Raw genomic sequence first — 22,507 nt, forward strand, 5'->3', positions numbered from 1 at the left:
AAATAAATCTAACTAATACGAATTTAGAAATGGAAAAGAAAGAAATGTTGTACGAAGGTAAAGCAAAACAAGTATTTGCTACCGATAATCCTGATCAAGTAGTAGTACGTTTTAAAGACGACGCTACAGCATTTAATGCTCAAAAAAGAGGATCTGTTGATTTGAAAGGTGAAATGAACAACGCCATCACAACTTTGATTTTTGAATATTTAAATGAAAAAGGGATTAAGACTCATTTCATTAAACAATTGAACGAAAGAGAGCAATTGGTAAGAAAAGTATCAATCATTCCTTTGGAAATGGTAGTAAGAAACTATTCTGCAGGAAGCATGGCTCAAAGATTGGGAGTGGAAGAAGGAATTAAATCTCCGGTTACCATTTTCGATATCTGCTACAAAAAAGACGAATTGGGAGATCCGCTTATCAACGATCACCACGCCGTTTTCTTAGGTGCTGCAACCTATGAAGAGCTTGATGAAATGTATGAACTTACTTCTGATATCAACGAAATACTGATTGACCTTTTTGATAAGATGAATATCATCTTAGTTGATTTCAAAATTGAATTAGGAAAAACTTCTGACGGTGAAATTATCCTGGCAGACGAAATTTCTCCTGACACATGCAGACTTTGGGACAAAGATACCATGAAAAAACTGGATAAAGACAGATTCAGAAGAGACTTAGGAGAAGTTACTGAAGCGTATGTAGAAATCTACAACAGGCTGAAAACTTTACTGAATAAATAAAGTTTAGAAGTTAGAAGTTAGATATTAGAGGTTAGTATGAAATCGCACAGGATAGAAGATCTTAAAGTTTGGAGCAAATCAATGGCTTTGGTAAAAGAGGTTTATCTGATTACTGCAGAACTGCCTAACGAAGAGAAATTTGGCTTGTTATCTCAAATTAGAAGATGTGCCGTTTCAATACCGTCTAATATTGCAGAAGGAGCAGGAAGAAATAATAAGAATGAATTTTATCAATTCCTCGGAATTGCGTTTGGTTCGACCTATGAATTGCAAACTCAGTTACAGTTATTAATAGATTTAAATTTTATTTCTGAAACTAAAATTCTTCCCTTAAAAGAACTTTTAGCTGAGATACAGAAAATGATTTATTCATTAAAGACAAGTTTAAAATTATAATTGAAGTTAACTTAGACTAATTTCTAACATCTAATATCTAACTTCTAATTTAGAAAAAATAGAAATGAAAAGTTTAGACATTCATAAAAGTGAATATTTAAAACAATTTGAAACTCAAACCTACGGAAGAAATCTCTTCAGAACGCAGGAAGAAGAAAGACTGGACGCTCCAAATGAGGAGTGCGGCATCTTCGGAATGTATTCTGATAATGATCTTGATACGTTTTCTCTTTCACAGTTCGGGCTTTTTGCTTTACAGCACAGGGGTCAGGAAGCGTGCGGTATTTCTGTTTTAAAAGACGGAAGAATTACCAATATGAAAGATGAAGGTTTGGTTTTGGATGTTTATAAAGAGATCCAGGATCCTGAAGCTTTTATGGGAAATTCTGCAATCGGACACACTCGTTATACGACTGCAGGAGACAAAAAGAAGTATAATTTCCAGCCATTTTTCGCAAAAAACGAATATGACCAGATTATTCTTTCTATAGCGCATAACGGTAACCTTACCAATGCGAGAGAATTAAAAAATGAACTGGAAGCTGAAGGCGTAGTTTTCAGAGCTACTTCCGATTCTGAGGTTATTTTAAGATTAATTCAAAAAAATCTTGACTTAGGACTTCGCGGAGCCATTAAGGCGACCATGGAGAAAATTGAAGGCGCTTATTCCGTAGTGGGAATGACAAGAAATAAATTCTTTGCTTTCAGGGATTTCAACGGAATCCGTCCTTTGGTTTTAGGAGCTGTTAACGAAAAAACTTACGTTGTAGCTTCCGAATCTGTTGCTTTGGATGCCGTAGGCGCCCAGTATGTACGTGATATCCTTCCGGGAGAGATTATCTATACCAATGAAAATGAGCCTGGAAAACTTCAGTCTTATATGGTTAATGAAGCAAAAGGAAAACAGAGAATATGTTCTTTTGAGTATATTTATTTTGCAAGACCTGACTCTACCTTAGAAAATATCAACGTATATGAAATCAGAGAGAAATCCGGTGAAAAAATCTGGGAGCAGGCTCCTGTAGAAGCTGATATAGTTATTGGGGTTCCGGATTCCGGAGTTCCGGCAGCTATTGGTTTTTCCAAAGCTTCAGGAATACCTTTCCGTCCGGTTCTGATCAAAAACAGATACATCGGAAGAAGTTTTATTGTTCCTACACAGGAAATGAGAGAAAGGGTAGTGAACCTTAAGCTTAATCCTATCATTTCTGAGATCAAGGACAAGAGGGTTGTGATCATAGACGATTCTATCGTAAGAGGTACCACCTCTAAGAGATTAGTGAAAATTCTGAAAGATGCAGGAGTAAAAGAGATCCACTTCAGAAGTGTTTCTCCACCTATTATTGCCCCATGCTATTTAGGAATCGACACCCCTTCAAAAGATGATTTGATTTCGGCCAACATGACTACCGAAGAGCTTAGAGATTATCTGGGTGTAGACTCTCTGGAATTTTTAAGCACGGACAGCCTGAAAGAGATTTTAGGATCTTCCAACCACTGTTTCGGGTGTTTTACAGAAGAATATCCGGTAGGAAAAGGAGAGGAGATAGAATTATTTAATTAATATTCTGCGATTAAAATAAAAAAAGGAGCCAGGCATTGAGTCTGGCTCTTTTTATTTTTATAAATGTATCAAAAGCTTAATATTCCTTTATTATACAGTAGAAACACAAATTCTAAATTTGTTCTTTTAAAATTTTACGATATGAAGAACGTATTTTTAACGGGTGCTTTTCTGATATTGGCCCAATGGTATTCCTCTCAGTCTTTCGATAAACAGGCACACCGCGGGGGAAAGTCCTTGTATCCCGAAAATACAATTCCGGCCATGAAGAACGCCTTAAAAATGAATATTACAACGCTGGAAATGGATCTGGCTGTCACAAAAGACAAAAAAGTAATTCTTTCTCATGACGCTTTTCTTTCTCCTGAGTTGATAACAAAACCGGATGGAACTTATATTCCCAAAGATTCGGGTTTTTACTATAAAATTTATGAAATGCCTTATGCCAAAATTAAAACATTTGATGCAGGCTTAAAGAAACTTGATAACTATCCGGATCAAAAGAAAATAAAGGTTCAAAAACCTCTCTTTTCAGAGGTAATAGATGCATGCGAGGCTTATTCCCGTACCCTGAAAAGACCTTTACCTTTTTATAATATTGAAACCAAAACACGTCCTTTTTCCGATAATATATTGCATCCGGAACCAAAGGTTTTTGTAGATCTGATGATGGGCATTATTCTAAAAAAAGGAATTCAGGACCGGGTAATTATTCAGTCGTTTGACCCCAGAACACTGGAAATTATCCATAAACAATACCCTAAGATCATGACTGCTTTACTCGTGGAAAAGGTTGATGATAAAAAGCTGGTACAGCAGCAGGCTCATTTCAAAAATATACCTGCAGAGAAATTCAGGCAGTATCCTGATCATCTGAATGGCTTGGCAGGAGATATGAAATTCCTGAGTTTTACCCCAACCATTTACAGTCCAGATCACACACTTGTTACTTCAGAGCTTGTGAAGGAATGCCATGCGCTGGGCATGAAAGTTATCCCTTGGACCGTCAATACCAAAGAAAGATTAAAACAATTAAAAAATATGGGAATAGATGGAGTGATCAGCGATGATCCACGAATATTTGAATAATTTGAGTGTACGGGATTGAAGGTCGGAGCGTTTTTGGGTTTGAGAGTATAGCGCGTAAATTATAGTTGCTGATTCCTATAAAAGTCTCATGTTGTTTTAAATATGACGTCTAAAATCTTTCTCTAGATCAGTAAAAACGAAAGTCCGGACTTAAAGATTTTAAGTCCGGACTTTACTATAGGTTAAATAATTGATTGTCCTCTATTAGAATTTATAATTCAAGCCTAACTGAAACGCTCTGTGGTTCAATGGCTCAGTACCCTCAGGCTTTTGGTTTCTCATATCCGTAAGACTGTTGATGTATCTTGCGTTGATCCCAATATTTTGAGTGATATCATACCCAAGACCTAAACCAAGACCTAAGTTAAACTTGTTAACGTTATCTTTATTAATGTCTTCAGAGTTGGATACAGACTGAGTGGTTGTAACGCCTCCTTTAGTCGTAGAAATAGTACTGTTTCCAGAATTTTTTCCGTTGATGAAATAACTGAACTCAGGACCTGCTTCTACATAAAATTTCTCTGTAGGTCTCATTTGTACCATTAAAGGAACTGAAATATAGTTCATGGTAGTTTTGTAATCGCTTTTTGTTTTAATATTGGTATCACCAACAGTTACATCAGTGGAAGAGATTACACTTTTCGCTCCTAACTGGTTGTATAAAACTTCCGGCTGTAAGCTGAATTTCTGAGAAAGTGGAATATTAACTAAAACCCCCGCATGAAATCCGATTTTCTGGTTGTTAAGGCTTAATTTCTGCTCACTGAAATAAGATGAGTTTCCACCTGCTTTAATACCGAATCTGATAGGCTGTGTTTCTTTTTTGATTGGCTCTGTGCTTACTGTTTTTGTTTCTTGAGCAAACGTCATCATGCCAGCAGCAACTGCCAACCCTAGAAATAACTTCTTCATAATTTTATTTTTTAATTTTACTATTTTACTTTTCACCTGATTTTTCAATCAGACTTGATTTATTTTGCAAAATGCTTGCCAAACTCCAAAAACCCTTATTTAAAGGGCTTCTATAAAGGTTTTTAATATTGCTTTGTCTGTGTTTTTAACTGTTTTTTAAGAAAAATTATATTATGAAAATTTGTTTTTGAAACATGATTGTAAGTAAAATTGATTTTATGTTGATGATTTAACACAGAGTTAAAATTGAAAAAAATCAAAAAAACAGCAATTGAAAATATTGAATTTTGTCTCCCTGTCAGGATACAAAATAAAAATGCCGGACCCAAAAGATCCGGCATTAACTTGAAAATAATATATCTTCTATTTGAATTTATAGGCTAAACCAATCTGTAATGCGTTGTTTCTAACGGCATCATATGGATTGTACTTGTAGATATCTGTAACTCCGGCCGTAAATCTGGCTGTAACTGCAAGATTTTGAGTGAAGTAATAACCTGCGCCGATACCTATTCCAAAATTGAATTTATTGAATACATCCATGGCAATTTTATCAGAATAGCTATGTGTACTGCTTGCTCCGTCCTGATTACTGGTTTGAGTAAGGTCTCCTTTGGATCTTCCACCCAGAAGGAACCCGAATTCAGGACCTGCTTCTACATATAACTCAGGCAAGAGATTGTACTGAAGCATTAATGGTACTGAAAGATAACTTAAAGAAAGGGTTTCTTTATTGTCCATTCTGGCTTCAGGAATATCATAGTTGATGGTGCTTTCTATTTTTGAGCCCAATCCGTTATACAATATTTCCGGCTGAACACTAAATTTCCCCGAAACCGGGATATTGACAAAAGCTCCCGCATTAAACCCTATCTTTGCCTTTCGCTCATAGGTTGACCAATAATAAGTATCTTCACTTCCATCAGTATGAGAAGAAATGTTCATCCCGCCTTTTACTCCAAAAGTAATAGGAGATTTAGATGCAGTCTCTGTTTTTTCCTGTGCAAACACCAATGAGCCTGCCGTAACGGCTAATCCTAAAAATAATGTTCTCATATTATTATTTGAATTTGTAAGCCACACCCACCTGGAAGGCATTATTTCTAACGGTATCTGCACTGTTTTCCTTAAAGATATCTGTAATACCTGCAGTAAATCTGGCCGTTACCCCAAAATTCTGTGTAAAATAATATCCTGCTCCAATCCCGATTCCGAAATTGAATTTATTATATAAATCTTTAACAATTTTTTCTGAAAATGTTGTTGTCTGCGTAGTCGTAGTATTTCCGGAAGTTTTGGTAGTGGTAATATCACCTTTATCTTTTCCTCCTAACAGAAATCCGAATTCCGGTCCTGCCTCTACATAAAGCTGAGGAAGGATATTATACTGTACCATTACAGGTACGGCAAGATAACTCAGTGTTTTTTTATAATCTACTTCTCTGCTGTATCTGTCAGAATTAATGTAGTATACTTCTCTTTCTTCAGTTTTTGAACCTAACTGGTTAAAAAGCAGCTCCGGCTGAATGCTGAATTTCTCTGCTACCGGAATATTGGCAAATACGCCTGCGTTAAAACCAGGCTTTAGTGTCTGGTCATTATCGTACTGATCCACTTTGCTTATTGTTGATGCATTGAATCCGGCTTTAACCCCAAAAGTAACGGGTGCAGAAGACTTAGTTTTTTCCTGAGCATTAACCGAAAGGCATGCTGCAATTGCTAATCCTACAATTAGTTTTTTCATGATTATAAAGTTTTAACTTATTTCTCCGTACTTCAGCAAAATTCCCGCCAAAGAGAATAAAATGACAAAAGTCATGTTAAAGGCGAAAAAGCCAGGCTTAAATGAATAAACCTGACCTTTTCTATTTGAAATCAATTTATATGAATAAACTTTGCTGCAGACATTCAAAATATCAATACTTTCAGCTTATGTACTATAGACAAACTTCTTGCCAAAACAGATTAAAATATTGACCATAAAAAAACCGAATTAAATAAATTAATCCGGCTTTCTATTGAATATAAAATTTGTTTCTGAATATTAAAGCTTACTATTTGAATTTATAAGCTAATCCTACCTGGAATACATTGTTTTTTACTGCATCAGATCCGTTAGGTCTGTCTTTAGCAACGTCTGTAAGACCAGCAACATATCTTGCTGTAAGTCCGAAGTTAGGAGTGAAATAATATCCTGCACCGATACCAATACCAAAGTTGAATGTTTTCAAATCATCTTTGTAGTTATCGGAAGTAGAAGAATTTCCGTTATTTTCGTTTTTTATCTTGTTTTTTGCACTTACCAAGAATCCGAATTCCGGACCAGCTTCTACATAAAGATTAGGGATCAGGTTGTACTGGAACATTACCGGTACTGCGATATAATCTAATTTAGTTGAAGAAGAATACTTAGTACCTAATAGAGTGTAATCTGCTTTTGCACCATATTGAGAGTACAATACTTCCGGCTGAACACTGAATGATTCTGCTACTGGAATATTAGCAAATACACCTGCGTTGAAACCGATTTTAGATTTTTGATCATCCAAACCTTCGTCTTTAGAAAGAGAAGATACGTTCATTCCACCTTTTACACCAAATGTTACCGGGTTAGAAGAAGATGATGGAGTCTGCTGAGCAAATGCTAATGAACTTGCAGTTACTGCCAATCCTAAAATTAACTTTTTCATAACTTTAATTTTTTTAATATTTTACTATTTCTAATTTTAAATTTTACTACTGCCAAAAACTTACTACTGAGTTTGACGCAGAGTATCTTTCAAATTGCTTGCCAAAAACAAATAACATGATAAAAGTCAGTAAAAAAAAGCAGCTCAAATTATAAGCTGCTTTAATTTAAAATATTGATTATTAATTATTTACAATAAAAAACAAACGTTTGTTTAGAGATAATCTAAATTATTGACTCCATTGAAATAGTAAAGAAGAATGATTGTTTTGCCTAAATAATTTAAGCATTATTCAATTTTCTGTAAAAATCCAAAGACTTCAAGATGTTTTCCTCACTGCATTGGTGGTCGTAGGTACACGAACCGATTCCTGAGACTAATGAAAAATTAATTTTGCGGTCCGTATTCTTTTTATCGTTCAGCAAAAGTGCAGTAATGCTTTCATCCGTAAAATCGCTTATATCGAGATAAGGGTAGTACCTCCGAATGTTTTCAACAATATCCGCAGCATCCTGTTGGGTAATAAGATCTTCAAGATAAGCCAGATGAGCCTCACAGATCATTCCCATGGCAACAGCTTCACCGTGAAGAATAGGATTTCCCTGACCAAGACAGAGACTTTCTACGGAATGTCCGATTGTATGCCCGAAATTCAAGGTCTTTCTAATGTTTCTTTCATGGAAATCTTTTTCCACTACATCCTGCTTGATATCCATTGAAGTCTGAATATGAGGAACTACAGCTTCCACATCAAGTTTATGGATCTGAATAAGATTTTGCCAATGTGCTTTGTCGGCAATAAGGCCGTGTTTCAGCATCTCTGCAAAACCGCTCCGTAATTCTTTAAAAGGAAGTGTTTCCAGAAACTTAGGATAAATAAAGATCTGTTCAGGGAAGGCAAAAGTTCCTACCATATTTTTATAATGCATAAGGTCTATCCCTGTTTTTCCTCCGATAGAGGCATCACACATTGATAAAAGGGTAGTGGGGATATTGATGAACTGGACTCCTCTTTTATAGGTAGACGCAACAAAACCACCCATATCCGTAATTACACCGCCGCCAAGATTAATGACAAGCGCTTTTCTGTCTGCCTGCATTTCGGTAAGAATCTCCCATAGCTGGTTGGCCGTCTGGATGTTTTTCATTTCTTCACCAGCCTCAATCTCCAGAATTTCGAAGTTTAAGTCTGTTTCCATGTTGCCTAAGAGAACCGGAAGACAATATTCATGGGTATTTTCATCAACCAAAATAAAGATCTTACTGAAAGATTTTTCGTGCAGGAAACTATTTAATTGAGAAAAATCATCGTTTAATATTGTTATCATTACTGGAGTTTCTTTAAAATTAAAATAAAACTATTCTGCAAAGTTATGATTCTTAATTTTTAACTCGTAACTAAATTACTATCTTTGCAGAAATTTTTAGAATGAGCAGAGATAACAATAATTCAGAAAGACCAAAAAGACCAAGAACTTCAACAAGAAACAATTCTGATGATTCTCGTGCTTCTAGATCTGGAAATTCTTCAGGATCAAAACCTTTTAAGAAGCCTTTTCCAAAAGCTGGTGAAAGAAATACTGACTATAAAGGAAGCAATTCGAAGTTTGAGCCGAAACCTTTTAAGAAAAGCGGAGACAACCCTACGAACAGAGATGAGGATTCCGGGGCAAAAACTGAGAGCAGAGCTTATATTACCAATTCAAGTGAAGGACGTGAGAGAAAAACTTTTGGTAAGTCGGCTCCCAAAAAAGGTGGAAAAAGTTTTGATACCAGGGACAAGTATGAAAGAGGCAGCCTGAAATACGGAAGAAGACCATCCGGTGCAGATGACAAAAATGATGATAAGGCAAGATCTTTTGTACAGAAAAGAAGGTTAAATAAGATTGAAAAAGATGTTCATAAGGACACCATCCGTCTGAACAAGTATATTGCCAATTCCGGGATCTGCAGCAGAAGAGAGGCTGACGAACTCATTACGCAGGGACTTGTAGAAGTAAACGGAGTAGTGGTGAATGAAATGGGTTATCAGGTTCAGAAGACGGATAAAGTAGTTTTCGACGGACAGGGTATTACCCCGGAAAAGCCAGTATATGTACTTTTAAATAAGCCAAAGGGATATATTTCTACAACTAAGGACGACAAAGCCAGAAAAACAGTAATGGATCTGGTTGCTAATGCATCACCATACCGTTTGTTTCCTGTAGGAAGACTGGATCGTTCTACAACCGGGGTTATTCTTTTGACGAATGACGGACATATGACGAAAAAGCTGACGCATCCTTCTTTTGATGCCAAAAAAATCTATCACGTAACACTGGATAAAAAGCTGACCCATGAAGATATGAAACTGATTGTGGAAGGTATCCGCCTTGATGAAGGGGTAGCTGTTGTAGATCAGATTTCTTTTATTGAAGGAAAACCGAAAAATGAGATAGGAATCGAAATTCATATCGGATGGAACCGTGTGATCAGAAGAATTTTCCAAAGACTTGGATATGAAGTGGAAGCTTTGGACAGAGTGATGTTTGCCGGTCTTACGAAAAAGAATATCAAACGTGGTCACTGGAGAATCCTTACAGATCTGGAAGTTAATAATCTTAAAATGCTTTAATAAGTTCTGAGTTATCAATTATCATGCTCGGGTCTATGGATTCCAGATCATAATTGAATGCTCAGCTTGAATCATTTAAGAAAATTATACGTATTAAAAAGGCGCAGAAATAAAATTTCTGCGCCTTTCTTATTGGTTTATTTATATGAAAATCAATTTGTGGAATTCCAAAAAAGCTCTTCATTCATAATTGCTAATTAAATCCTATCCGAGAACTGTGACTCCTTTCTGGATCATCTCATAAATAGCATCTCTGCCATTATCCGGCTTTACATTAACGGCTTTCGTGCCATTAAAATGAAGACATGTGATATATCCGTTTGCAAGCGCATCTGTACACGTAAATTTCACACAATAATCCATTGCAAGACCAACAACTTCAAGCAACTGAATTTCATGATACTTTAAAAAATCATCCAGCCCTGTTTTCATAAAGTGATTGTTGTCCTGAAATCCGCTGTAGCTGTCAATTTCTGTATTCTTTCCCTTTTGAATAATGTGGGTTACTTTATCTCTGTTCAGATCTTTATGAAATTCTGCCCCGAAAGTACCCTGGATACAATGATCCGGCCACATAAACTGTGGAACACCGTTCAGGATAATGCTTTCGCCTACTTTTCTGTTGTTGTTGCTGGCAAAACTTTTATGGTCGGCAGGATGCCAGTCCTGGGTAAGAACGATCTGGTCATATTCATTTTCTTCCATCAGAAGGTTGATATAGGGAATGACCTCATTGGCTTCCGGAACTGCTAATGCGCCGCCTTCACAGAAATCATTCTGTACATCTACGATTATTAACGCTTTTTTCATATTTAGATTTCTCGAATTTTGGATAAAAATACTCAAAAAACTTTCCAAAACTGAATTATCGGACAAATCGGCAATATAATTTTTTAAAAACAGATAGGAGCAAGGTCTCAGAAAACTAAAATTAACCTTTTGTTTATAGGAGATCCCGATTCGGGTTATCTGTCAAATATCAATAGCTTATCTTTGCATCAAATAAGTATTTTATGTCATTTGAGTCGTTAGGTTTATCACACAATATTATTCATTCCGTTAAAAAATTAGGTTATCTGAAACCATTTCCGATTCAGGAGCAGGCTGTTCCTGTCATTCTGCAGGGAAAAGATCTGATGGGAATTGCACAGACAGGTTCCGGAAAAACAGCTTGTTTTGTGATGCCTATTTTAGAAAAATTACAGAATTCAGAAGTAAAAAAAGACCGTAACGTTCAGGTTTTAATATTGGTTCCTACACGCGAACTGGCGATACAGATTGATGAGGTTTTCAGAGCATTCACAGAAAACCTGAAACGTGACATCCGTACTATGGCTGTTTATGGCGGTGTTTCTATCAATCCGCAGATGAAAGGAATGTTTGGCGTAGAAATTCTTATCGCAACACCCGGGCGTTTACTGGATTTAATTGATCATAATGCGTTGAGTATTTCAGGAATACAGCATTTAGTGATTGATGAGGCAGATAAAATGTTTCAGTTAGGTTTTGGTGAAGAAATGAATAAACTTTTCGCGATGATGCCTGTAGTGAAACAAACAACCCTGTTTTCGGCAACTTTAAATGATAAGGTTTCTGAAATGAAAGAGCGTTTATCCATTAATCCAGTGATCATCGAGATCAAAAAAGAAGAAGTGGAAATTGATAATATCGAGCAGTTAGCCTATCACGTTTCTCCTGAAAATAAGGGCCCTTTTTTACGGTACCTGATTAAAGAGAAAAAGGTTGAAAAAGCTCTGATATTTGTTTCATCCACAAGATCTGCAGATAATTTAGTGGAAAAGCTTAAAAAAAATAAGATTAAAGCCGTAGCCATTCACAGTCAGAAATCACAGGGTGCCCGTAGAAATAACTTAGAAGAATTTAAAGTAAATGGTGCCCAGATTTTAGTCGCTACAGACCTGATTGGCCGGGGTATCCATATTGAATCTTTACCTTGTGTGATCAATTATGAACTGCCGCGTTCGCCTCTGGATTACATCCACCGTATCGGTAGAACGGGACGTGCAGGCGAAAAAGGTACTGCCATTAATATTCTGACGGATGACGAACTGCAGCATTTCAGGGTGATTCAAAAAAAGATGGGCAGGAAAGTGACGTTACAGAGAACGGAGGGCGTGGATCTGCATGGTTATTAATAGAATTTAAAATATACAGGCTTCAATTTTAGAATTGAGGCTTTTTATTTATCATTTCTTCAGTGAATAAATACTTTTGAAATTTATTTTTTTATTGGCTTTCTGCTTTTCTTGTAGTAATTTTATCACAACAGAAAACTTATTAAAACATATTCACCAAGATAACTAAAAATGAACGATCTAGAGCAAAAGAAATTTCCCATCGGCCAGTTTCAGCAGTCCGAAAATATCTGTGACACGAAGCTGGATGAACATATTAAGGTCATCAAGAATTTTCCGGCAAGACTGAAAGATCTTATTGAGCATTTCACGGATGAACAATTAGATACCCCTTACAGAGAAGGAGGGTGGACGGTCCGTCAGCTTGTTAACCACATTGCAGACAGCCATATCAACAGTTTTATACGTTTTAAGCTTGCCCTTACAGAAGATAATCCTGTGATCAAACCTTATGATGAAGCCAAATGGGCAGAACTCCAGGATAGTGTTAATATGCCAGTAAAACCTGCAATGAGAATGATTAAAGGAACCCATCAGAGGTGGACCGTCCTGCTTAATACCCTTACCAATAAACAGTTCGAAAGAACATTCCGGCATCCGGAGCAGAATAAAGATTATGACTTAAGACATTATCTTGCTTTTTATGTATGGCACTGTAATCATCATTTTGCCCATATTGAAAATCTGAAGAAAGAAAAAGGGTGGTAAAGAAAAGTCTGAATAATCCCGTTTATTTTGAAGAAATTGTGTACAGGATCTCCCTTCTTACTGAAAATACTCAAAAAAGATGGGGGAGAATGTCCGTTTCCCAGATGCTGAAACACTGTGATTTTGTTCTTCAGATAGCTCTAAGAAAAATTGAACTTCCGGAGCTTAATTTCTTTATTTCCGCAATAGGAATCGTTACCAAAATAGAAATGCAGATCTTTAACAACGGAATTCCCCGAAACATGCCTACTTTTCAAAAACTAATCATTAATTTTGAATGTGATTTTGATGAATCAAAAACCAATCTGCTGAATACACTGAAAGACTTCCGGACAGCATCTGAAAATAAAGACCTTCCGGACCGTCACAGATTATTCGGGAAAATGACTGAAAAAGACTGGGGATTTTTAGAATACAAGCATCTTGATCATCATTTAAAACAATTTAACGTATGAGTTTTTTTGATAAAATATTCGGAGGAAAAGAAAACAGCCCTGAGCATCAATCCTTCTGGAAAAAAATAACATCTGAGGAAGACCTGGCTAAGGCTATTGAAGCATCCCATCACCATAAAATTGCTATTTTCAAACATTCAACACGCTGCTTCATCAGCAAAACAGTATTGAAAAACTTTGAAAAAGAAATAGATAGTTTGGATAATAAGCTGGATTTATATTTCTTAGATTTGCTGGAATACAGATCCATTTCCAATAAAATTGCCAAAGACTTTGGAATCAGGCATGAAAGCCCTCAACTGATCGTAATTGAAGATGGACAAGTCATTAACAGTGCATCGCATGAAGATATATCCGCAAGCCAGGTTTGATAATGAAGAATATTAACACATATCTAGCCAAAGTATTAAATGTTCCTTTAGAAAAAGTGAACATGTGCAGCTTACACTATGAAGTAAAGAAAATACCTAAAAATCAGTTTCTTTTACAGTATGGTGAAATCTGCAGGTATATATTCTTTGTGGAAAAAGGGCTGTTGAAAATGTATTCCATTGACAAGAACGGGAAAGAGCATATTATACAGTTTGCCCCGGAAAGCTGGCTGATTTCCGACCGAAGCAGCCTTTACTTTAACGAAAAATCAATTTACTATATAGAAGCGGTGGAAGATACAGAGGTTCTGTTTCTGCACCCTGACTTTTTCAATAATCTTGTAGAGCAATTTCCTAACAGTATCGAAAGAAGTGACTTTCTTTTACAGAAGCACATCAGAAGCCTGCAGAACAGGATCAATTCTTTATTGGGAGAAACGGCAGAAGAAAGATACATGAAATTCATTAAGATGTATCCCGACCTTCTTTTGAGAGTTCCCCAGTGGATGATCGCTTCTTACCTTGGAATCACGCCTGAAAGCCTGAGCAGGGTAAGAAAAGAGCTGGCACGGAAAAATTTTGTTCCTGACAGATAATCAGATCTTTTTTGCGAGAGTTCCAACCTTCTGAAGACACAGCCTGGTTTCTTCCGTCCATGGAAGACCGATACACAGACGCATGCAGTTTTCAAACTGATCCTGCAGGGTAAACATCCTGCCCGGAGCAATACTGATGTTCTGCTTAATCGCCAGATCATAGAGTTCAGTGGTACGGATACTTTTATCAAATTCCACCCACAGGGAAAGACCTCCTTGCGGGCGGCTTGTTTTTGTACCTTCAGGGAAATAGTCTGCGATGGTCTGCACATAATTCTGATAATTATTCTGAAGAGCTTTCCGCATTTGATGGAGATGTTTTTCATATCTTCCGGACTTGAGGAAATTGGCCACTGCTTCATTAACAATAGAAATAGACGAAGTGGAATGGAGCAGTTTAAGCTTCATTATTTTATCCTTATATCTCCCCGGTGCAATCCATCCTACACGATACCCCGGAGCCAGTGTCTTTGAAATTGAGCTGCAGTACAACACGTTCCCGTCTCTGTCGAACGATTTGCAGCATTTCGGACGGCTCGGTCCAAAATAAAGATCACCATATACATCATCTTCTATCAGGGGAATCCTGTTTTCAGAAAGCATTCTCACAATCTCTTTTTTATTTTCATCCGGCATACAGCTTCCCAGCGGTGAATTAAAATTAGGAATTAACAAACACAGATCTATCTGCGGAATTACTTTTCGCAGGGCTTCTATTTCAATACCAGTTGTCGGGTGGGTCGGAAGCTCAAGCACATTTAAGCCCAGTCCGTGCGCCAGCTGTAAAATACCCGGATAGCAGGGACTTTCAATAGCTATTGTATCTCCGGGTTTGCCTAAAGCCATCAGGCAGAAAGATAGTGCATTCATCCCACCATTTGTAGTAATCAAATCATTTTCACTGAGATTTCCACCCCACTGAAGAGAACGGATCGCAATCATTCTCCGCAATTTTAAATTTCCCTGAAGCTCCTCATATTCCGTTCCTCCTTCTTTTAATTCACGGGTTGCGTTGATGATCTCCTTCTTTAATTTGGCCTGTGGCAGAAGATCTCCTGAAGGAATTCCGATGGAAAAAAATGTAAATCCTTTTTTACCCATATTTTCATAGACCCTGCTGATCAGTTCGTCCGGTTCATCATTATTGGCAATAAGGGAAGGCCGGCTTACCCCAGGAAGAGGAAGCTTCACAGACATCAGTCTGCTGACGAAATAACCTGACTGGGGTTTGGATTCAATTAAAGACTGTGACTCAAGTTCAAGGAAAACACGTTTTGCCGTATTCATGCTTACCTGATGTTCCTGGCACATCATTCTTACCGAAGGCAGTCTGTCTCCTGTCTTCAGTACACCATTTCTGATCTGGGAAGCAATCCCGTCAGCAATTTCTGTATATCTAAATTCTTTGCTCATTTTTAAACTGTGCTCATGCAAATGTACAAAACTGGGACTGTGTTTATTCATTTAGGCGCTTTAATTTTGAATTATCAAAAAAAATAAAAAATGATGACTGATAAAATTTCTAAAGATGAAAATATAAGCGGGTTGATTAACGGCTTTATAGGGGTACTGCTATTCAGTGGCTCTATGCCTGCAACCAAATTGGCTGTAATGGAAATGAGCCCGATTTTTGTAACCATAGCCCGTGCAGCTATTGCAGGAATTCTGGCACTTTCTGTTCTGATGATTTATAAAGAAAAACGCCCTGAAAAGAATCAGATATTTCCCCTTTTGCTGGTTTCTATAGGTTGTGTAGTTGGCTTTCCACTTCTTTCCGCACTGGCACTTCAGTATCTTAGTTCGGCACATTCTATTGTATTCTTAGGAATGCTTCCTTTGGCAACTGCTGTATTCGGAGTTTTCCGTGGCGGAGAAAGGCCGCATCCTATATTTTGGTTTTTTTCTATCATCGGGAGCCTTTTAGTGATAGGCTACGCTGTTTCTCAGGGAATATCTGCTTCACCTGTTGGCGATATCCTTATGCTTCTTGCGGTTATTCTTTGTGGTATGGGATATGCCGAGGGTGCTAAGCTTTCAAAAACATTAGGTGGATGGCAGGTAATTTCCTGGGCACTGGTATTGGCTCTGCCAATCATGATTCCTCTATTCTTCATTTACTTTCCGGATCATATTGAGACGGTAAGCTTCCGGGGGTGGTTCGGGATGGCCTACATTTCTCTTTTCAGTATGTTCATTGGATTTATATTCTGGTACAAAGGTCTGGCGCAGGGAGGTATTGCAACGGTAGGGCAGCTACAGCTGCTGCAGCCTTTTTTCGGACTCGCCCTTGCTGCTTACTTCCTTCATGAGCAGGTGAGCATGGGTATGGTGGGAGTCACCATCGGAGTTATTTTATGTGTTGCAGGAACTAAAAAATTTGCGAAATAATCAAAATAGCATTATGATCCAAGTCATAAAAGGACATTTAGTAATGAATTATCTTTGGATCACATTACAAAATATATCTATTATGAAATTTACCATCGCATTAATGCTATTAGGCCTAACCGTATTGAGCTGCAAAAAGGAAACAAAAGTAGACACTTCTACCACAACAACAGACAGTGTCATAATTGATAGAGTACCGGCAGACACTGTTGTTACTACTACTCCTGTGCCTTCCGATACTTTGCATACTGCAGATCCTGCAGCTACCAAAAAAACAGATACAGCTAAGGTTATCAAAAAATAATTTTATCATTCATAGATTTTAAAACCCGTTTTATTTAAAGCGGGTTTTAATGTCTTTTTTAAGTCAGTTGCCGGTTACAGCTTAGATCGAGAATTCACATATATCCAATATGATGATTTACTCTGTAAGACTTCAATGATATATTTTGTTTTCGCTCATTTATTTAACGTATTTTAACGATTCACAAAACAATAAGGTTCAATATTTGTATTTGGTTTGATTGAATCTGATTTTATAATTTTTTACTAAAAAAAACTAATAGAAACAGCATATAGAGAGCAAAAAATAAATTTTCCAAATATTTTAATAATAAAAATTTATTTTAAACGTAATTTCAATAATAAATTTCACTATTTTTTATTGAAAATATTTTAAAAAAAACTATGAAGACAATAAGCTGCATGAATATAGCCGAAGAAGTGCTGTACTCATATGGAGGAGAAACCAAACAATACAAAAAAGGTGAGATTATATACAGAGAGGGAGACCATTCTCTTTATTACTTACAGATCGTAGAGGGAAAAGTGAAACTGAACAATTATGATGATGAGGGAAAAGAATTTATACATAACATTCTCGGAAAAAATCAGAGCTTTGGGGATTCAATGCTCTTTTTGGATAAATTTTATCCTATGAATGCCATATGTATCAGTCCTATGGAAATTATTAGAGTCCCGCGAGATCAGTTTCTCAAATTAATAAAGACAGATCCAAAGCTTTCTCTGGAAATGAATGCCTGCCTTTCCCACAGGCTTTATTTCAAAGCGATCATGATCCAGAATATGGCCTCTCTGAATCCTATTTCAAGGCTGACAGGGCTTCTTAATTATCTTAAAAGCTATCATGATGACAGCTGTGGAAGCTGCTTTCATGTACAGCTTACAAGACAGCAGATCGCCAACCTGGTAGGTTTACGTGTAGAGACAGTGATCAGAGCCTTAAAAAAAATGGAAAAAGAGGGAAATATTACCATAGAAGACAGGAAAATTATTTATTAGCCAGTGCTTAATATGATTCAGGTCATAAAAAAGTGAATTATTCATATGTAAATTTGAAACAATAAGTTTCAATACAATTCTTAAACAGGTAAGAGCAGTTTAAAGCTTCAGCTTTTCAGATGATTAAAAATTCCGGTCATTGCTCTACAGCATGAAGCACCAGATTGCCGTATGCCATTCATATTGATTTATAAAAATCAGTAGCGATACTGAAAATAGCAGCAATTCAGAGAAATTGATGTTGAAACTTCTCCCGAAAGTATAAAACCACAATTACTCAATATGAATTGTCAGAAAATAGTAAAAACATTAAAGCATAAAGACTTCATTAAAGTTTCTAATAAAGGAAACTGGTTTGAAGATGGGGCGGCTATCTACGCCAAAGAAATAAAGGATAACATTTTTTTATTGTTTGTGATCCTGAAAGACATAGAAATTGAAAATATCCAGGCTCTGATTGCACATTTCGACTGTTTCGGCAGTATAGGACTGAAAGAACCTGAGCAGATTATGTTCTATCTTTCAATCAAAGACAAGGAAGATCTTCATTATTTTGAGAAATATTTAAAAATTTCCGATAACTAATAACCGCTACGAATATGATATTTGAAAACGACACCTTAATACATTCCGGATTATATGATAAAAACAATATGATAGAGAATGAATCTTTGTTTCCAAGTGCGATCAATTCTTACGGAGTTACCGCTTTTCTGATCAAATCTCTGGAAAAGATAAAAAATAATGCAAAATGTGACATTCTGAAAAATGTAATTGACACTTATATTAAGGAATATATTCTGAATATCAGTGAGTATCACGGTAAAAGTACCGTGCCTCCGGAAAACCTGAATACAGAAATAAATATTGAGAATTCATACTTTACGCTCTATGCCAAAACAGCATACTATAAAGTATTAAAAGAAGAGGAATATCTTAATAAACTGCTAAACACCCTGGAAAAAGACAGAGCAGAAAAGGAATAATCCATAAAAGATTTTAGTTTGATTTTAACCTTCACACCACATTAAAAGATAAATTGATATGAAAAATGATACCCAAAACAACAAGAAGTTAGACCAGCTTGAGGCACACAGCACTTCTAATGAAAACGAAAAACTAACTACTAACCAAGGGCTGAAAATCAACAATAATCAGGATTCGTTAAAATCCGGAGACAGAGGTCCTACCTTGCTGGAAGACTTCATTCTGAGAGAAAAAATAACCCATTTCGATCATGAAAGAATTCCGGAAAGAATTGTTCATGCAAGAGGTTCCGGAGCACATGGTGTTTTTAAGCTCAAAAAAAGCCTTAGCGCCTATACCAAAGCGAAATTTTTATCAGAAGTAGGGAAGGAAACTCCTGTTTTTGTAAGATTCTCAACTGTAGCAGGGAGCAAGGGAAGTACCGATCTGGCGAGAGATGTAAGAGGTTTTGCAATAAAATTTTATACAGAAGAAGGGAATTATGACCTGGTAGCGAATAACATGCCTGTCTTTTTCATTCAGGATGCCATTAAATTCCCTGATCTGGTTCATGCCGTGAAACCGGAACCGGATAATGAGATTCCACAGGCCGCTTCTGCCCATGACACATTTTGGGATTTCATTTCGCTGATGCCGGAAAGCATGCATATGATCATGTGGCTCATGAGCGACAGAGCCATCCCCAGAAGTTTAAGAATGATGGAAGGCTTTGGAGTCCATTCTTTCAAGTTTATTAATGACGAAGGAAAAGCTCATTTCGTTAAATTCCATTTTAAACCCAAACTGGGAATACACTCTGTAGCCTGGGACGAAGCTCAGAGAATCTCCGGGGTAGATCCTGATTTCCATAAAAGAGATTTATGGGAGGCCATTGAAAACGGAGCCTATCCGGAATGGGATTTCGGCGTGCAGCTGATCCCGGAAGAGAACGAGCATCAATTTGATTTTGATCTTCTGGACCCTACAAAACTGATTCCTGAAGAAGAAATTCCCGTAGAAATCATCGGAACTTTAACCCTTAATAAAAATCCGGAGAATTTTTTTGCAGAAACAGAACAGGTAGCATTCCATCCGGGACATTTGGTTCCAGGAATAGATTTCAGTAACGATCCTTTGCTTCAGGGAAGATTATTTTCATACACCGATACCCAGTTATCAAGATTAGGATCACCTAATTTTCATGAAATACCGATCAACAGATCCATCAATACAGTCCATAACAACCAGCGTGACGGACATATGAGACAGCAGATTGCCAAAGGAAAAGTAAGCTATGAACCCAATTCCATCGGAGGCGGATGTCCTTTCCAGGCCATGATGTCAGAAGGCGGATTTGCTTCCCATCAGGAAAGAGTTTCGGGTGAGAAGGTCAGAAGAAGAAGCCAGAGCTTTGTAGACCATTATTCACAGGCAAAATTATTCTATAACAGCCAGTCGGTTCCTGAACAGACCCATCTTCAGAATGCCCTTGTTTTTGAACTTTCGAAAGTAACGATACCGGAGATCAGGGAAAGAATGGTAGGACAGCTGAATTTTATTGATCATGATCTTGCCAAAAAAGTAGCCGAAAAATTAGGTGTAAAAGTTAAAAAATTAGAACAGCCTAACCAAAGCATTCCTGCTGATGCTAATATCGCAGACCTTCAGAGTAAAGAAAGAGAGCCTAAGACGAAAATATCCCAGGCACTAAGCATGAAGGATACCGTTAAGGACACTATCAAAAGCAGAAAGATCGGGTTTATTATTGCCAATGGTGCAGATGGAGCCGCTCTTACTGATCTGAAAACTAAACTTGAAAGTAAAGGGGCAAAAGTAGAAATTATCGCACCGAGTTTGGCTCCCGTTATAACTGATAACGGACCATTAACTCCAAAGCACTCTCTTACCAGTACCGCCAGTGTCTGTTTTGATGCGTTATACATCGGTGCCGGAGAAAAATCGGCAGCAGAACTGATGGCTCCCGAAAACAGGCATCTGAGCCTCCGTTTCATCAATGAAGCCTATAAGCATTGTAAGGCCATTTATTTCGGAGCAGGAACAGAAGAACTTTACATGAGCAGCAATATAGCCATGAAAAAACATGAAGATCGCGCTGTAATTATTTCAAAAGACGGCGGAACTGATAAACAGTTTATTACAGCAATAGCCGGACACAGAGTATGGGATCTTGAAATGGAAAGAAATAGGTAGACGAAATACAAACACACCTTCACACACTAAATATTTAAAATTATGGAATTTCAAAAAAGTCTTTTAGAATATATAAGCCAGTCTCTCATGACTGCGGACGAAACAATTTCAATTGCAGAAAGTGTTACATCAGGCTGTCTCCAGCTGGCTTTTTCACAAATGCCGAATGCCTCCCTTTTTTACAAGGGCGGTATGACGGCCTATACACTGCCTCAGAAAGTAAAATTGCTGAATGTAGACAGGCAGGAAGCTGAAGAATGCGACTGCGTATCGGAAAATATCGCACGAACTATGGCTCTTAATGTAGCAAAGCTGTTTGAGTCTGACTGGTCGATTGCGACTACAGGGTATTGTACACCCATCAGAAATTCATCCTATAAGATCTTTGCTTACTTTGCCTTTTCTTACAAAGGTGAAATTATTCTCACCAAAAAACTGGAACTGCATCCTAAAACCCAGGCTCTGAATGCACAGTTATATTATACAGAATTTATCCTGGGATGCTTTAAAAGTGAAATTAACCAACTTCTAATTTTAAAGTAATTTCATATGGGGGAATTAAAAGATAAATCCGTTCTTATTACAGGTGCAGACAGTGGAATTGGTAAGGCCACAGCATTACTTTTTGCAAAGGAAGGAGCCAATATTGCCATTATTTATCATAAGGATGATAATGATGCCCAAAAAACAAAAGAACAGATTGAGCAGATGGGCAGAAAATGCATCATTTTCAGTGGGGATATCAATGATTACGATTTTTGTGAAGATACCACAAAGAAAGTAGTTTCTGCATTTGGAGGCATTGATATCCTCATCAATAATGCAGGCGTACAGTTTCCGGCAGAAAACATAGAAAATCTCGAAGAAAAAAATATCCGGAAAACTTTTGATTCCAATATCATAGGAATGATCCTGCTGACGAAAGTCGTTTTTCCTTACCTGAAAGAGGGAAGCAGCGTAATTAATACTACTTCTGCAGCCGCTTATCAGGGACATCCGGAGCTTCTGGACTATGCCGCAACCAAAGGTGCTATTGTATCTTTCACACGTTCTCTGGCACTTCAGGCAAAACCGAACGGAATCCGCATTAATGCAGTTGCTCCAGGGCCAGTAGCAACACCACTTACTCAAAAAACCTTTGGAGAGGAAAAAGAAGATCCCAACAAACCTCCTTTCGAAAGAAATGCTACTCCGGAAGAAGTTGCAGCCAGCTTTTTATTCCTTGCCGGCAGTGGTGCCGCCCAGATTACGGGACAGGTTCTTCACCCGAACGGAGGTCTGATTGTTAACGGATAAAATCCTGCAGCAATATGAGTTTTGGAACTGTAATTTTGAACCTT

Annotated in this window: 25 protein-coding genes; 18 read left to right on the top strand and 7 right to left on the bottom strand. The window is 37.3% G+C overall.

Annotated features, from left to right (window positions below):
• Window positions 1–29: 29 nt before the first annotated feature.
• From purC to AC4IFE_RS08060, 4 genes are all read left to right on the top strand, one after another.
• Entirely contained in the window at window positions 30–749 is a 720-nt protein-coding gene (purC, locus tag AC4IFE_RS08045) for a phosphoribosylaminoimidazolesuccinocarboxamide synthase (RefSeq protein ID WP_047402036.1), read from the top strand.
• 36 nt (window positions 750–785) lie between these two features.
• Complete coding sequence (locus AC4IFE_RS08050) at window positions 786–1,145, top strand: four helix bundle protein (protein ID WP_490756188.1); 360 nt, start codon at window positions 786–788, stop codon at window positions 1,143–1,145.
• A gap of 64 nt (window positions 1,146–1,209) precedes the next feature.
• Window positions 1,210–2,709, top strand: a complete 1,500-nt coding sequence (gene purF, locus AC4IFE_RS08055) for an amidophosphoribosyltransferase (RefSeq protein ID WP_490756190.1) — start codon at window positions 1,210–1,212, stop codon at window positions 2,707–2,709.
• 141 nt (window positions 2,710–2,850) lie between these two features.
• Entirely contained in the window at window positions 2,851–3,798 is a 948-nt protein-coding gene (locus tag AC4IFE_RS08060) for a glycerophosphodiester phosphodiesterase family protein (protein WP_490756192.1), read from the top strand.
• A 204-nt stretch (window positions 3,799–4,002) separates the two neighbouring features.
• Here AC4IFE_RS08060 and AC4IFE_RS08065 read toward each other — a convergent pair whose 3' ends face one another.
• From AC4IFE_RS08065 to aroB, 5 genes are all read right to left on the bottom strand, one after another.
• Window positions 4,003–4,710 carry a porin family protein gene (locus tag AC4IFE_RS08065; protein ID WP_490756194.1) on the bottom strand — a complete coding sequence of 236 codons (708 nt, stop codon included), beginning with the start codon at window positions 4,708–4,710 and terminating at the stop codon, window positions 4,003–4,005.
• Between the two features lie 363 nt (window positions 4,711–5,073).
• Window positions 5,074–5,766 carry a porin family protein gene (locus AC4IFE_RS08070; protein ID WP_490756196.1) on the bottom strand — a complete coding sequence of 231 codons (693 nt, stop codon included), beginning with the start codon at window positions 5,764–5,766 and terminating at the stop codon, window positions 5,074–5,076.
• 4 nt (window positions 5,767–5,770) lie between these two features.
• Window positions 5,771–6,454 (bottom strand): porin family protein, encoded by a 684-nt coding sequence (locus AC4IFE_RS08075; protein ID WP_490756198.1) that lies wholly within the window; start codon window positions 6,452–6,454, stop codon window positions 5,771–5,773.
• Between the two features lie 310 nt (window positions 6,455–6,764).
• A complete protein-coding gene (locus AC4IFE_RS08080; RefSeq protein ID WP_111953330.1) occupies window positions 6,765–7,400 on the bottom strand; it encodes a porin family protein in 636 nt (211 codons plus the stop codon).
• A gap of 281 nt (window positions 7,401–7,681) precedes the next feature.
• Window positions 7,682–8,728: a 3-dehydroquinate synthase gene (gene aroB, locus AC4IFE_RS08085; RefSeq protein WP_490756200.1), complete on the bottom strand. Its 1,047-nt coding sequence runs from the start codon at window positions 8,726–8,728 to the stop codon at window positions 7,682–7,684.
• Window positions 8,729–8,829: 101 nt separating this feature from the next.
• On the opposite strand from aroB, the gene AC4IFE_RS08090 reads away from it, so the two are divergent.
• A complete protein-coding gene (locus tag AC4IFE_RS08090) occupies window positions 8,830–10,014 on the top strand; it encodes a pseudouridine synthase (RefSeq protein WP_490756202.1) in 1,185 nt (394 codons plus the stop codon).
• Between the two features lie 204 nt (window positions 10,015–10,218).
• On the opposite strand, the gene pncA is transcribed toward AC4IFE_RS08090, so the two are convergent.
• Complete coding sequence (gene pncA, locus AC4IFE_RS08095) at window positions 10,219–10,824, bottom strand: bifunctional nicotinamidase/pyrazinamidase (RefSeq protein ID WP_426048502.1); 606 nt, start codon at window positions 10,822–10,824, stop codon at window positions 10,219–10,221.
• A gap of 203 nt (window positions 10,825–11,027) precedes the next feature.
• On the opposite strand from pncA, the gene AC4IFE_RS08100 reads away from it, so the two are divergent.
• The 5 genes from AC4IFE_RS08100 to AC4IFE_RS08120 all read left to right on the top strand — a co-directional run bounded on the left by AC4IFE_RS08100 (window position 11,028) and on the right by AC4IFE_RS08120 (window position 14,300).
• Window positions 11,028–12,170, top strand: a complete 1,143-nt coding sequence (locus AC4IFE_RS08100; protein ID WP_490756204.1) for a DEAD/DEAH box helicase — start codon at window positions 11,028–11,030, stop codon at window positions 12,168–12,170.
• Between the two features lie 171 nt (window positions 12,171–12,341).
• On the top strand, window positions 12,342–12,878 hold the full coding sequence (locus tag AC4IFE_RS08105) for a YfiT family bacillithiol transferase (protein WP_490756206.1): 537 nt from the start codon (window positions 12,342–12,344) through the stop codon (window positions 12,876–12,878).
• Entirely contained in the window at window positions 12,872–13,333 is a 462-nt protein-coding gene (locus AC4IFE_RS08110) for a DUF1569 domain-containing protein (RefSeq protein ID WP_490756208.1), read from the top strand. The genes AC4IFE_RS08105 and AC4IFE_RS08110 overlap by 7 nt, the downstream gene beginning before the upstream one ends.
• On the top strand, window positions 13,330–13,704 hold the full coding sequence (ytxJ, locus tag AC4IFE_RS08115) for a bacillithiol system redox-active protein YtxJ (RefSeq protein WP_490756210.1): 375 nt from the start codon (window positions 13,330–13,332) through the stop codon (window positions 13,702–13,704). Before AC4IFE_RS08110 ends, ytxJ begins: the two co-directional genes overlap by 4 nt.
• A 2-nt stretch (window positions 13,705–13,706) precedes the next feature.
• Window positions 13,707–14,300, top strand: a complete 594-nt coding sequence (locus tag AC4IFE_RS08120) for a Crp/Fnr family transcriptional regulator (protein ID WP_490756212.1) — start codon at window positions 13,707–13,709, stop codon at window positions 14,298–14,300.
• Here the strand turns inward: AC4IFE_RS08120 and AC4IFE_RS08125 are convergent, their stop codons facing one another.
• Complete coding sequence (locus AC4IFE_RS08125; RefSeq protein WP_490756214.1) at window positions 14,301–15,713, bottom strand: aminotransferase-like domain-containing protein; 1,413 nt, start codon at window positions 15,711–15,713, stop codon at window positions 14,301–14,303.
• Window positions 15,714–15,803: 90 nt separating this feature from the next.
• Here AC4IFE_RS08125 and AC4IFE_RS08130 point away from each other — a divergent pair, with 90 nt between their 5' ends.
• The 8 genes from AC4IFE_RS08130 (at window position 15,804) to AC4IFE_RS08165 (ending at window position 22,463) form a co-directional block, all read left to right on the top strand.
• A complete protein-coding gene (locus AC4IFE_RS08130; protein WP_490756216.1) occupies window positions 15,804–16,688 on the top strand; it encodes a DMT family transporter in 885 nt (294 codons plus the stop codon).
• A gap of 82 nt (window positions 16,689–16,770) precedes the next feature.
• Window positions 16,771–16,992 carry a hypothetical protein gene (locus AC4IFE_RS08135; protein WP_490756218.1) on the top strand — a complete coding sequence of 74 codons (222 nt, stop codon included), beginning with the start codon at window positions 16,771–16,773 and terminating at the stop codon, window positions 16,990–16,992.
• A 383-nt stretch (window positions 16,993–17,375) separates the two neighbouring features.
• Complete coding sequence (locus AC4IFE_RS08140) at window positions 17,376–17,990, top strand: Crp/Fnr family transcriptional regulator (RefSeq protein ID WP_490756219.1); 615 nt, start codon at window positions 17,376–17,378, stop codon at window positions 17,988–17,990.
• A gap of 282 nt (window positions 17,991–18,272) precedes the next feature.
• The gene (locus AC4IFE_RS08145; RefSeq protein WP_490756221.1) at window positions 18,273–18,575 is read left to right on the top strand and encodes a hypothetical protein; all 303 of its coding nucleotides are present in this window, start codon (window positions 18,273–18,275) and stop codon (window positions 18,573–18,575) included.
• A 14-nt stretch (window positions 18,576–18,589) separates the two neighbouring features.
• Window positions 18,590–18,976 carry a hypothetical protein gene (locus tag AC4IFE_RS08150; protein ID WP_490756223.1) on the top strand — a complete coding sequence of 129 codons (387 nt, stop codon included), beginning with the start codon at window positions 18,590–18,592 and terminating at the stop codon, window positions 18,974–18,976.
• Between the two features lie 58 nt (window positions 18,977–19,034).
• Window positions 19,035–21,167, top strand: a complete 2,133-nt coding sequence (locus AC4IFE_RS08155; protein ID WP_490756225.1) for a catalase — start codon at window positions 19,035–19,037, stop codon at window positions 21,165–21,167.
• Between the two features lie 42 nt (window positions 21,168–21,209).
• A complete protein-coding gene (locus tag AC4IFE_RS08160) occupies window positions 21,210–21,710 on the top strand; it encodes a CinA family protein (protein WP_490756227.1) in 501 nt (166 codons plus the stop codon).
• A gap of 6 nt (window positions 21,711–21,716) precedes the next feature.
• Window positions 21,717–22,463: an SDR family oxidoreductase gene (locus AC4IFE_RS08165; protein WP_490756229.1), complete on the top strand. Its 747-nt coding sequence runs from the start codon at window positions 21,717–21,719 to the stop codon at window positions 22,461–22,463.
• Window positions 22,464–22,507 lie beyond the last annotated feature (44 nt).

It is taken from the genome of Chryseobacterium sp. UF-81 (assembly GCF_058245105.1).